Raw genomic sequence first — 11,879 nt, forward strand, 5'->3', positions numbered from 1 at the left:
TGCGTCACGGGCGGACCAGGCCGTTCCGGTAGGCCCAGACGACGACCTGGACCCGGTCGCGCAGCCCGAGCTTGGTGAGGACCCGGCCGACGTGGGTCTTGACGGTCGCCTCGGAGAGGTACGTCCGCGCGCCGATCTCGGCGTTCGACAACCCGTCCGCGAGCAGCGCGACCACGTCGCGCTCGCGCTCCGTGAGTCCTGCGAGGGCTCGGTCGCGCGCGGCGACGTCGGGGAGCGCGGGGACCACCTCGGCGAGGAGCCGCCGCGTCGCCGACGGCGCGATGACCGCGTCTCCCCGGTGCACGGTGCGGACGGCGGCGAGCAGGTCCTCGGTCGGCGCGTCCTTGAGCAGGAACCCGGCGGCGCCCGCGCGCAGCGCGGCGTAGACGTACTCGTCCAGGTCGAAGGTCGTGAGGACGAGCACCCGGCACGGAGGCATCGACGCGTCCAGCAGCCGCGTCGTCGTCTCGATGCCGTCCATGACCGGCATGCGCACGTCCAGGACGACGACGTCGGCCCGTCGCTCGCGCTGCACGCTCAGCGCCTGTGCACCGTCGGCGGCCTCGCCGACGACGGTCAGGTCCGGTGCGGCGTCGATCACGGCGACCGCCCCGGCCCGGACGAGCGGCTGGTCGTCGACGACCAGCACGCGGATCACGGGCCACCGTCCGCACGCCAGGGCGATGCGAGGTTCGAGGTCGGGACCGAGGCCGCGACCGTCCACGCGTCGCCCGCGCGGACCTCGAGCGTCCCGCCCGCCGCCTCGATCCGCTCCCGCATCCCCACGAGCCCGAGGCCTGCGCCGCCCGCCGGAGCGGAGTCCGGGCAAGGGGCAGGTCGGGTGGCACCCGCGTCGTCGGGCGACGGGACGTCGGCCACCTCCACGTGGAGCCCGGCGTCGTGCCACGCGAGGGTGACCACCGTCGACGAGCCGGGCATCGCGTGGCGCGCGCTGTTGGTCAGTGCCTCCTGGACGGTGCGGAACGCGGCGAGCTCGGCCGTCGGACCGAGCGGCACGGGGACACCCGACTCGACGACGCGCACGGCTCGACCCGCCCCGCGGACGCGGTCGACGAGGTCGGGAACGTCCCGGAGCGTCGGCATCGGCGCCGCGCCCGCCGCACCGACCGGGGTGCCCGCGGGCTCGGCGCGCAGCACGTGCACGATCCCCCGCATGTCTCGCAGCGCCTCACGTCCGGTCTCCTCGACGACCGCGAGCGCCTGCGCCGCGCGCCCCGGATCGGCGCGGCCCACCCGCGCCTGGGCGACGACGACCGAGAGGGAGTGCGCGACGACGTCGTGCATCTCGCGCGCGATCCTGGTGCGCTCGGCGAGCACGGCCCGCTCGGCCCGCTCCTCGCGCTCGGCCTCCGCGCGCTCGCGCCCGGCCAGCGCCTCGCGCCGCACCTGCTCCTGCGACCGCCGGAGCAGGCCGGCGGCCCAGGCGACCCCGACGAGCGCAGCGAGGAGCAGGCCCAGCAGCCAGGGGCTCGGACCGACCGGCGACGCCGTCACGCTCGGGTCCCCGCGGTACCGGAGCACGGTCGCGGCAGTGCCGACGACGCCGGTCACCAGCCCGATCGGGCGCGGCCCCCACGCCGTGCAGGCGTAGACGGAGAGCAGGAACACGAGCGCCGACGGCAGCAGGAAGTAGAGGCCGGAGACGGCGAGCATCCCCGCCACGGCGAGCGCGACGAGCACGTGCGAGAGCACCGTGGCCGACCGGCGAGCGACGAAGGCGGCGTGCGCCAGCGCGGCGAGCGCGACCAGGGCCCACGCACGGGCGGCGGGGAGCGACCCCAGCGAGACCACGCACGTCGCGGGCAGCAGGGCGAGCGCCGCCGCCGTCGCGACGAGCACGTCCCCGCGTGCAGGCCGCACGCTCACGGGACGGCGACCGTTCCTGCGCCGCGCAGGGCGGGGCGCGGGGCGGCGTCGCGCGCGTCCAGCGTCGCCACGAGCAGCGCCACGCCAATCACGAGCCAGGTGCCGTAGGTCAGGGCGACGATGACGGTGATCGCCCCGGCGCCGAGGTCGACCGGACCGTCGTCCAGGCCCAGGAGCTGCGCGGCGGTCCCGAAGACCATGAGCGCCCCCATCGTGAGGCCCGCGGACGCCGCGACCCACCCGCCGGCCCTCAGCGTGGCACGGAGGACCCTGCCGGGGACCGGGCGGTGCGTCAGCGCGAGCACCAGGACGGCCGCCGTCGCGAACAAGGCGACCTCCATCACCGGCGCTCCCCCCGTGTGCGGCTCGGGCCGTCCGAGCGTACCGCCCAGCCACCAGTAGGCCTTGAGCGCCGGGTAGGGCACGCACATCGCCAGGCCGAGCACCCGCGGCCACCGGCGCCGGACAGGCCGGGCTCCCGCGGTGGCGACCGACCACGTGCTCAGCGTCGTGACGACGGCCGTCACCGCGGCGAGCGACCGCACCAGCGTCCCCGGGACGTCGACCACGGAGAAGTCGCCGGCCGGGATCCCCGTCACCGCGAAGAACGCCCGGAACGCGTCGAGCGCGAGACCTCCGGCCGCCCAGAAGAGCAGGACGACGGCGGCCCCACCGAGGACGGCCGTCCGGCGGGACCCGGCACCGTGCCCGCGGGCGGTGGCGACCGCGAGCAGCGCGAGCCCTGCGGCGACGGGTGCCACCCAGGGCGGCGCGAAGATCGCCGAGTACCCGTCCGGTGGCGGCCCCGACCAGCGCAGGACGCCTGCGACGAGGGTCACGGACGCGGTGACCGCTGTCGTCGCGGGGTGGGCGGCGGATCCGGTGGAACGGGTGGACCCGACGGGCGCGGTGGGACGGAACGGGGACGAGGTCGTGTCGGTCGTGTCGGTCATGGGACCAGCCTCACCACCCGGACTCCCGGTGCGCGTCGCCCTCAGGTCGCGACGGCGCGCGACCCAGGTCCCCGGCTCACCGCGCCCGCAGGCCCGCGACCAGGGTGTCGACGACGACGTCCCGGTCCTCGGGTGACCCGAGGCGCACGGCGTGCTCGATGCCGCACACGAGGTGCTCCACCTGGGCCGGCGAGAGCTCGGGACGCACGGCGCCGGCCCGCTGCGCGCGCGCGAGCACGTCGGCGAGCTCGCCGAGCACCTCGGCCTTGAGCGCGGCGACGTCGGGGCTCGCGTCCGTGGTCGCGAGCAGGACGGCCTGGAGCCCGCCCGCCTCGACGTGCAGGCCCACCACGTCGCGCACCAGCGACTCGAAGGCCTGACCCGGGTCGGGGTCGTCGAGCGCCGCACGGGTACGGTCGCGCAACCGGTGCAGGGCGTCGCGCGTGAGCTCCTCGAGGAGCGCGTGGGAGGTCGCGAAGTGGCGGTAGACCGTCCCGACCCCCACGCCCGCCGCACGCGCGATCTCGTTGAGCCGCAGGTCCTTCGGGTCGGCGCCGCGCGCGACCTGGAGGATGCGCTCACGGCTGCGGACGGCGTCGGCGCGGAGCGGAGTCATGGTCCCATTCTATCGTGCAAACGGATGATCCATCCGGATGAGGTACCGTAACCGGATGGACTATCCAATTGAGAACGACACCCTCACCGCGTGGGACCCGGGCGACCTGCCCGACCAGAGCGGGCGCACCCTGGTGGTCACGGGTGCGACGGCGGGCATCGGCTACTTCGCCGCCGAGCAGCTCGCCGCGGCCGGCGCCCACGTCGTGCTGGCCGGCCGGTCGCCCGAGCGCCTCGAGATCGCGGCGACCGCGATCCGTGAGCAGGTCCCCGGGGCGTCGCTGGGCAGCGCCGTCGTCGACCTGTCGTCCCTGGCCTCGGTACGCGACGCCGGAGCGGAGCTGGCCGCGCTCGACCGGCTCGACGGCCTCCTGCTCAACGGCGGCTCGATGGCGATGCGCGCGCGGGACCGCACGGTGGACGGCCTCCCGCTGCTCGCGGGCACGCACGTCGTCGCCAACGCGGCTCTCGTGGCGCACACCCTGCCCGCCCTCCTCCGCACCGGAGCACGCCACGACGTGCGCACGCGCGTCGTCCACACGTCGTCGGGCTTCGTAGACCGGCTCCGGCGACCTGTCGTCGACGCACTGCCGACCTCGCGGTCCGGCGTCGTCGCGTACACCCGGGCGAAGGCCGTGACCGAGGTCTTCGCGTTCGAGCTCGACCGGCGGCTGCGCTCGGCGGGTGCGCCGACGGAGACCCTCGTCTCCCGGCCCGGCGTCGGGGTGGACGCCCGCACGCCGCACCGCCCCGGGATCCGCGACGCGAGCGTCCCGGCGCGGCCCAACCCCTACACGCCCTGGGCTCAGGGCAAGGACGCCGCAGCATGGTCGGCGGTGCGGGCGCTCACCGACCCGGGCGCACGCGGCAGCGAGCTCTACGCTCCGGCGAACGGCCGGCGCGGCCTGCCCGTCCGGGTGCGGCCCGGGGTGCTCACCGCCTCGCCCGCACCGCAGGACGTCGCCTCCGTGTGGCGCCACCTCGAGGAGCTCGTCGGGGTCGACCTCCCCGTCGCGTCCGGCACGCCCGCACCTGACCACCACGGCGCCCGGGCGGCCGACCGTCAGGGACGCCCGGCGTAGGGCATCGCGTCGGCCCAGCGCATCGCGACCTCGTGCACGGGGCTGCCGGGCTGGCGGGCCTCGATCATCCTGCCGTTCCCGGTGTACATGGCGACGTGGCGGATGGTCGACGGGTTCGCGGTGTCGTTCGCGTAGAAGATGAGGTCGCCCGGGCGGATCCGGTCGTAGGAGATCTTCTGCACGCGCTGGTACTGCGAGCGCGACGTGCGCGTGATGTCGACGCCCGCCGCGGCCCACGCACGCGACGTGAGGCCCGAGCAGTCGTAGCCCGGTCCGGTACCGCCGAACACGTACGGGGCGCCGATCTTGGTGCGCGCCCACGCGACGGCGGCCCGGCCCTGCGCCGCGCTGCCGACGCCCGTTCCCGGGGGCGGCGTGACGACCGGCGGCGGGCCGGGCGTCGGCGCGGGTGCCGGGTTCGGCGCGGGTGCGGGGTTCGGCGCGGGTGGGGGTTCCGGGGCCGGTGCGGGTGCCGGCGCCGGGTCGGGCGCCGGGTTCGCGGGTGCGGGGCTGCTCGTCGGGGGCACCACGGGCGCGCCCGACGACGTCCCCGCCGCCGGGGTCTCGACGCGCGCGCGGGCCGCGGCCTCGCGCTCGCTCGCGGCCTGCGCGTCGAGGGCGTCCTGGCGCCGGCGCTCGACGTCGACGCTCGTGGCCCGCGCGCGGGCGAGCTCGGCGAGGAGCGTCTCCCGCCGGGTCGCGGACTCCTGCACCGCGTCGTCGAGCGCGTCGGACGAGACCTGCGCGGCGGCGAGCGCGTCCCGCGCACGGTCCTCGACCTCGCCCTGGTGCGCGAGCGCCGCGTCGGCGCGGGCACGGGCGGTGTCGGCGACGGCGCGCGCCGTCGCGTGCGCGTCGACCGCGCGGCCCGCGGTCCGGCCGGCGACGCGCTCGGCGTTCTCCCGCTCGACGACCTGTCCCACCCCGTCCGCGTCGAGGACGGCGCGCAACGCGTCGAGGTCCGTGGAGCCCTGCCGGGACGCACGGAAGAGCGCACCCACCGCGGCGCGCGCGTCCGACTCGCCGGTCCGGGCCGTCGTCAGCGCCGCCTGCGCGTCTCGGACCTCCGCGTCGGCCGCAGCGAGCGCGTCCTGCGCGGCCGCGTACTCCTCCGCAGCGGTCTCGACGGCCGCCTCGGCGGTGGACTGCCGGTCGCGCAGCGACGCCAGCTCGCGCTCGACGGACTCGACGTCCCGGGCGGCGCCGTCCGCGGCCTCGCGCGCCGCGCGGACGTCGTCGTCCGACGGCGGCTCGGACGACGCGGAGGGCGCGAGCCCGACGCCGAGCACGAGCGCGAGCAGGCCCGCCGCGGTCGCGGACGCGAGCCGGCGGGGCCCGGTGGCCGGGCGACGTCGCGCTGCCCCGTGCAGCTCCGGGCGGGCGGCGTGCGTCGACGGCGCGTCGTCCATCGCTCCTCCTCCGGCCGGTCGCTCGGCGTGTCCCGTTGACAGCACCCGCACGAGTCTGCCCAGAAGGTCCGCGATGCGCCATCGGAGCGACGTCGACCTTCTCAGGATGTGGTCTCGCATCGCGAGACACCCCTGTCGGACAGCGCGGATCGGGCCTAGCCTCACCAGCATGTTCCGTCGAATGTGTCGCTGACCCCAGCACACGTTCGCCTGCCCGCGAGCCGTCGTCGACGACGTCCTCGCCGTGGCGATCCCGTCCCGTGTGCGCCCCTCGCCGCGGTCGACGGCCGGCCTTCCGCCTCCTCGTCTCCCACGGCACCCGTCCGCCCGGCGCGCCGTGCGCCGTCGTCCCACCCCACCACCCCGTAGGAGAGCACCATGAGCACCGAGAACGCCCCCGCCTGGTCCTTCGAGACGCGCCAGGTCCACGCCGGCCAGACCGCCGACCCGACGACCGGCGCCCGCGCGCTGCCGATCTACCAGACCACGTCGTTCGTCTTCCCCGACGCGTCGGTGGCCGCCGACCGCTTCGCGCTCAAGGACCTCGGTCCCATCTACACGCGCATCGGCAACCCGACGCAGGAGGTCGTGGAGAACCGCATCGCGTCGCTCGAGGGCGGCGTCGGCGCGCTCCTCCTCGCGTCCGGGCAGGCCGCGACGACGTTCGCGATCCTCAACGTCGCCGAGGCGGGCGACCACGTCGTCGCCTCCCCGAGCCTGTACGGGGGGACCTACAACCTCCTGCAGTACTCGCTCGCCAAGCTCGGCGTCGAGACGACGTTCGTCACCGACCCGCACGACCCGCAGGCCTGGCGCGACGCCGTGCGCCCGAACACGAAGCTGTTCTTCGGCGAGACGATCCCCAACCCGCAGGCCGACGTCCTCGACATCGAGGCCGTCGCGGCGGTCGCGCACGAGGTGGGCGTGCCGCTGGTCGTCGACAACACCGTCGCGACCCCCTACCTCCTGCGGCCGCTCGAGCACGGGGCGGACGTCGTCGTGCACTCGGCGACGAAGTACCTCGGCGGGCACGGCTCCGCGATCGGCGGCGTGATCGTCGACGGCGGCACGTTCGACTACGCGGCGTACCCGGAGCGGTTCCCGAACTACAACACGCCCGACCCGTCGTACAACGGCCTCGTCTACGCGCGCGACCTGGGCGTGGACGGCATCCTCGGCGCCAACCTCGCGTACGTGCTCAAGGCGCGCGTGCAGCTCCTGCGCGACCTGGGCTCGGCCATCTCGCCGTTCAACGCGTTCCTCATCGCCCAGGGCATCGAGACGCTGTCGCTGCGCGTCGAGCGCCACGTCGCGAACGCGCAGAAGGTCGCCGAGTGGCTCGAGGCGCGCGACGACGTCCGCACGGTGCACTACGCGGGGTTGGCGTCGAGCCCGTGGCACGCCAACGCGCAGAAGTACCTGCCGCGCGGCGCCGGTGCGGTGCTCGCGTTCGAGCTCGACGGCGGCAGCGAGGCGGGGCAGGCCTTCGTCTCGGCGCTGCAGCTCCACTCCAACGTCGCGAACATCGGCGACGTGCGCTCGCTCGTCATCCACCCGGCCTCGACCACGCACGCCCAGCTCAGCCCCGAGGAGCAGGCGAAGTCCGGCGTGACGCCTGGCCTCGTCCGCCTCGCCGTCGGCATCGAGCACGTCGACGACATCCTCGCCGACCTCGAGCTCGGGTTCACCGCCGCCAAGTCGTCGCTGGACGCCTGAGAGACGACGCCCGCACGCCCGGCAGAACGACGACGAGGACTGCGATGACGGATCTGGACAGCCGGGGCGCCCTGCGCGCCCCGGCCGTACAGTGGCCGACGGTGAGCCCTGTGAACGACGACCTCCTCTCCCCCGCCCGCGACGCCCGACGCGACCAGCGCGCGGACGCCTCGGGGCGCGGCGTCGCGCCGTCGCGCGCGCGGGTGAAGGCGCCGGTCCCGGCGACGGGCGCCTGGAGGGACGGGGACCCGGTGGGGCGGCGGCAGTTCGCCGACGTCGGCACGTTCGACCTCGAGTCCGGCGCTCGCCTGCCCGACGTCCGCGTCGCGTACGAGACGTGGGGCACGCTCGCACCGGACGGGTCGAACGCCGTCCTCGTGCTGCACGCCCTCACCGGTGACTCCCACGTGAGCGGCCCCGCGGGCGAGGGCCACGCCACCGCGGGCTGGTGGGAGTCGCTCGTCGGGCCCGGCGCGCCGATCGACACCGACCGCTGGTTCGTCGTCGCGCCCAACGTGCTCGGCGGGTGCCAGGGCACCACCGGCCCCGCGTCGACCGCCCCCGACGGCCGGCCCTGGGGCAGTCGCTTCCCGCGCGTGACGACCCGCGACCAGGTCGCGGTCGAGATCGAGCTCGCGCGGTCTCTCGGTATCACGTCGTGGGCGTTCGTCGTCGGCGCCTCGATGGGTGGGCACCGCGTCCTCGAGTGGGCGCTGCTCGGACCGGAGGCGGGCGTCGACGTCGTCTCGCTCGCCGCGATCGCGACGACCGCGCAGACGACCGGCGACCAGATCGCCTGGGCGCACCCGCAGCTCGGCGCGGTCCGCGCCGACCCCGGGTTCCGCGGCGGGGACTACTACGACGCCGCAGACGGCGACGGCCCGCACGTCGGGCTCGGTATCGCGCGGCAGATCGCGCACGCGACCTACCGGTCCGCGCGCGAGCTCGACGAGCGGTTCGGCCGCCTCCCGCAGGGCGGCGAGGACCCGTTCACCGACGGCCGGTACGCCGTGCAGTCGTACCTCGACCACCACGGCGACAAGCTCGCGCGCCGCTTCGACGCCAACTCGTACGTGGTGCTCACGGAGTCGATGCTCACGCACGACCTCGGTCGCGACCGCGGCGGGGTCGAGGCGGCGCTCGCGCAGATCGCCGCGCACGCGCTCGTCGTCGCGGTCGACACGGACCGGCTCTTCCTGCCCGCGGACTGCGCGCGCATCGCGGCCGGGATTCCCGGTGCCGAGCCGCTGCGCACGCTGACGAGCGACTTCGGGCACGACGGGTTCCTCATCGAGTTCGACCAGCTCGGCCCGATCGTCGCGGACTTCCTCGGCGAGCCGGCGCGCGTCCGCGACTGACACGCCGACCGACCTGTCCACGAGGTGGCTCCGTGACGGGCGTGCCCACCCGGTCCTGGGACCATGAAGAGATGGACAGCGACGTGACCGAGGCGGCCCAGCACCTGCGCACCCAGTGGGAGCGGCTCGACCGCTGGCTCCGGGACCTCGGGGGCGAGCTGGACCACGACGCCGGTCGTGCGAGCGTCCTCGATGGCTGGACCGTCGGCGAGCTGGTCACGCATCTCGGCCGCGTCATGGAGACCCTCGCGCTGTGCGGGCCTGTGCCCGCCGGCACCATTCCGCTCACGCTCGCGGAGTACCTCGGTACGTACCCGGAGCGTGCGGAGGAGATCGAGCGCTCGACACGCGCCCTCGACGCGGAGATCGCCGACGACCGCCTCGGGCACGTCCAGGCCTTCGCCGCAGCCGGCTTCGCCCGGCTCGACGAGCTCTGCGACCAGCACGTCGTGCAGGCACGCCGCGGCCCCATCACGCTCCAGGACATGGTGCGCTCACGGGTCCTCGAGCTCGTCGTCCACGCCGACGACCTCGCGCGCACGTTCCCGGGCGTGGTCACCGACCCGGTGGACCGCGACGCGCTCGACGCCGTCGCGGCGGAGCTGTTGCACGTCGTCGTCACGCGCGGTGGCTGGGCGCTCGAGGTGCGCGACCCCCGGCTCTGGCTGCGGCTCGCGTGCGGCCGCGTCCCCTACGACGTCGACGAGCTCGCGCGGGCTCTCGAGCCGGTGCACACCTCCGAGGCGGTCCCTGATCTCGGCCGCATGCTCCCGCTGCTCTGACCGCTCCACCGGTCCGTGACGCGCGGCACGCACTCTCCCGTGGTTGCGGCGCGTACCGGACCGTAGGTTGGGGGCATGCTCGCCGCCTACGCCGACCACCTCGACCCCGACGATCCCTTGGCCGGTCTGGTCGTCGGGGACCGTCCCGAACCGGAGCCTCGCGAGCACTGGACCGCCGTCGACGTGCGCGCCGCATCGCTCAACCACCACGACCTGTGGTCGCTGCGCGGGGTCGGGCTGCCCGCGGACCGGCTCCCCATGATCCTCGGGACCGACGCCGCGGGCGTCGCGCCCGACGGCAGCGAGGTCGTCGTGCACGCGGTGATCGGGGCGGACGGGCACGGGGTCGGGCCGACCGAGCGTCGGTCGCTCCTCTCCGAGCGCTACCCCGGCACGCTCGCCGAACGCGTCGCCGTCCCGACCCACAACCTCGTCCCCAAGCCCCCGGAGCTGACGTTCGTCGAGGCCGCCTGCGTGCCCACGGCCTGGCTGACGGCGTACCGCATGCTCTTCACCGCCGGTGGTGCCGCGCCTGGGGACCGCGTGCTCGTCCAGGGCGCGGGCGGCGGCGTGGCGACGGCGGCCGTCGCCCTGGGCGCTGCCGCCGGGCTCGAGATGTGGGTGACCTCCCGCTCCGCCGGCAAGCGCGCCGGCGCCGCGAGGCTCGGGGCGGCCGCGACGTTCGAGCACGGGGCGCGTCTGCCCGCGCCGGTCGACGTCGTCGTGGAGACCGTCGGCCAGGCCACCTGGCGTCACTCGCTGCGCGCGGTCCGCCCGGGCGGCACCGTCGTCGTCGCCGGGGCCACGAGCGGGGACGCGTCGCCCGCCGAGCTGACCCGCGTCTTCTTCCACGAGATCCGGATCCAGGGCGTCACGATGGGGACGCGCGACGACCTCGCGGCGCTGCTGCGGTTCCTCGCGCGGAGCGAGGTGCGGCCCGTCGTCGACCAGGTGCTGCCTCTGACGCGGGCTCGCGACGGCCTCGCGCGACTCGCCACCGGGGAGCAGTTCGGCAAGGTGGTGCTCACGCCGTGACGTCGTCGGGCTGGGGTCCGGACGTCCTCGGCGCCGGGTACGAGCAGTGCACGGTCGAGCTGGAGCCCGACGACGAGGGCGAGGTCGTCGTGACCGTGGTCCGCCATGCGCCGGCGACCGACGAGCCGATCCGGCCGGCGCGCGCGGTGCTGTACGTCCACGGGTGGAGCGACTACTTCTTCCAGACCGAGCTCGCCGAGACCTGGCGCGCGCTCGGCGCGGCCTTCTACGCCGTCGACCTCCGCAAGTACGGGCGCAGCCTCCGCCCGCACCAGACGCCCGGGTACGCCGACCACCTCACCGAGTACGACGCCGACATCGCCGCCGCGCTCGACGTCGTCCGGGCGGACCTCGGCGCGCACGCCGCGATCATGCTCATGGGCCACTCCACCGGAGGGCTCGTCGCGGCGCTCTGGGCCCACCGGCACCCGGGCGTCGTCCGGGGGCTCGTGCTCAACAGTCCGTGGCTCGAGCTCCAGGGGTCGTCGGTCGCCCGCACCGTCTCAGGACCCGCGATCCGGCAGCTCGCGCGCTTCCAGCCGCGCACCCCGCTGCCGAACGTGGACCCCGGCTACTACGCCCGGACGCTGCGCGACCGCGACGACGGTGCCTGGGTGATCGACGACGCCTGGCGCCCCGTCCCGTCGTTCCCCGTCCGCGCAGGCTGGCTGCGTGCGGTCATCTCGGGCCACGCCCGCGTCGCAGCCGGACTCGCCATCGACTGCCCCGTGCTCGTGCTCCTCGCCGAGAAGTCGCTGTTCAGCACCCGCTGGTCCGAGGACATGCGTTCCGCCGACATCGTGCTCGACGTCGAGCCGCTGGCCCGCCGCGCCGCGCACCTGGGGCGGGTCGTCACGATCGTCAGGATCCCCGACGGGATGCACGACCTCTCGCTCTCGGCGCCCGCGCCGCGCGCCCGGTTCTTCGCGGAGATCGTGCGCTGGTCGGCCGCCTATGGCTGGGCCTGAGCGCTCCTTGGGGAGCGCCTCTGCGCACGACCCGTGATGCTCCGGCAGGGTGACGCAAGACCTCGGAGCACGCA

11 protein-coding genes are annotated in these 11,879 nt (G+C 75.6%); 6 read left to right on the plus strand and 5 right to left on the minus strand.

The genetic code is table 11. The annotated features are described in order from the left end of the window. Positions 1–4: 4 nt before the first annotated feature. The 4 genes from AC6CH9_RS19305 to AC6CH9_RS19320 form a co-directional block, all read right to left on the minus strand. Complete coding sequence (locus tag AC6CH9_RS19305; RefSeq protein ID WP_498156328.1) at positions 5–658, minus strand: response regulator; 654 nt, start codon at positions 656–658, stop codon at positions 5–7. Further along, positions 655–1,887 carry a sensor histidine kinase gene (locus AC6CH9_RS19310; RefSeq protein ID WP_498156329.1) on the minus strand — a complete coding sequence of 411 codons (1,233 nt, stop codon included), beginning with the start codon at positions 1,885–1,887 and terminating at the stop codon, positions 655–657. The genes AC6CH9_RS19305 and AC6CH9_RS19310 overlap by 4 nt, the downstream gene beginning before the upstream one ends. Beyond that, complete coding sequence (locus AC6CH9_RS19315) at positions 1,884–2,840, minus strand: hypothetical protein (protein ID WP_498156330.1); 957 nt, start codon at positions 2,838–2,840, stop codon at positions 1,884–1,886. The genes AC6CH9_RS19310 and AC6CH9_RS19315 overlap by 4 nt, the downstream gene beginning before the upstream one ends. A gap of 76 nt (positions 2,841–2,916) precedes the next feature. Continuing rightward, positions 2,917–3,456, minus strand: a complete 540-nt coding sequence (locus AC6CH9_RS19320; protein WP_498156331.1) for a TetR/AcrR family transcriptional regulator — start codon at positions 3,454–3,456, stop codon at positions 2,917–2,919. Between the two features lie 55 nt (positions 3,457–3,511). Here AC6CH9_RS19320 and AC6CH9_RS19325 point away from each other — a divergent pair, with 55 nt between their 5' ends. Then, a complete protein-coding gene (locus AC6CH9_RS19325; protein ID WP_498156332.1) occupies positions 3,512–4,537 on the plus strand; it encodes an SDR family NAD(P)-dependent oxidoreductase in 1,026 nt (341 codons plus the stop codon). Here AC6CH9_RS19325 and AC6CH9_RS19330 read toward each other — a convergent pair. After that, positions 4,519–5,946, minus strand: a complete 1,428-nt coding sequence (locus AC6CH9_RS19330) for a C40 family peptidase (protein ID WP_498156333.1) — start codon at positions 5,944–5,946, stop codon at positions 4,519–4,521. The genes AC6CH9_RS19325 and AC6CH9_RS19330 overlap by 19 nt on opposite strands. A 378-nt stretch (positions 5,947–6,324) precedes the next feature. Here AC6CH9_RS19330 and AC6CH9_RS19335 point away from each other — a divergent pair, with 378 nt between their 5' ends. The 5 genes from AC6CH9_RS19335 to AC6CH9_RS19355 all read left to right on the plus strand — a co-directional run bounded on the left by AC6CH9_RS19335 (position 6,325) and on the right by AC6CH9_RS19355 (position 11,805). Further along, on the plus strand, positions 6,325–7,662 hold the full coding sequence (locus tag AC6CH9_RS19335; protein ID WP_498156334.1) for a bifunctional o-acetylhomoserine/o-acetylserine sulfhydrylase: 1,338 nt from the start codon (positions 6,325–6,327) through the stop codon (positions 7,660–7,662). Between the two features lie 110 nt (positions 7,663–7,772). Next, positions 7,773–9,020 carry a homoserine O-acetyltransferase MetX gene (gene metX, locus AC6CH9_RS19340; protein WP_498156335.1) on the plus strand — a complete coding sequence of 416 codons (1,248 nt, stop codon included), beginning with the start codon at positions 7,773–7,775 and terminating at the stop codon, positions 9,018–9,020. Positions 9,021–9,091: 71 nt separating this feature from the next. Continuing rightward, positions 9,092–9,802, plus strand: coding sequence for a maleylpyruvate isomerase N-terminal domain-containing protein (locus AC6CH9_RS19345; protein WP_498156336.1), 711 nt, complete (start codon positions 9,092–9,094; stop codon positions 9,800–9,802). Between the two features lie 75 nt (positions 9,803–9,877). Beyond that, the gene (locus AC6CH9_RS19350; protein ID WP_498156337.1) at positions 9,878–10,837 is read left to right on the plus strand and encodes a zinc-binding dehydrogenase; all 960 of its coding nucleotides are present in this window, start codon (positions 9,878–9,880) and stop codon (positions 10,835–10,837) included. Then, positions 10,834–11,805, plus strand: a complete 972-nt coding sequence (locus AC6CH9_RS19355; protein WP_498156338.1) for an alpha/beta hydrolase — start codon at positions 10,834–10,836, stop codon at positions 11,803–11,805. Before AC6CH9_RS19350 ends, AC6CH9_RS19355 begins: the two co-directional genes overlap by 4 nt. The last annotated feature ends 74 nt before the right edge of the window (positions 11,806–11,879 follow it).

The organism is Cellulosimicrobium sp. GQ32, from assembly GCF_059758455.1.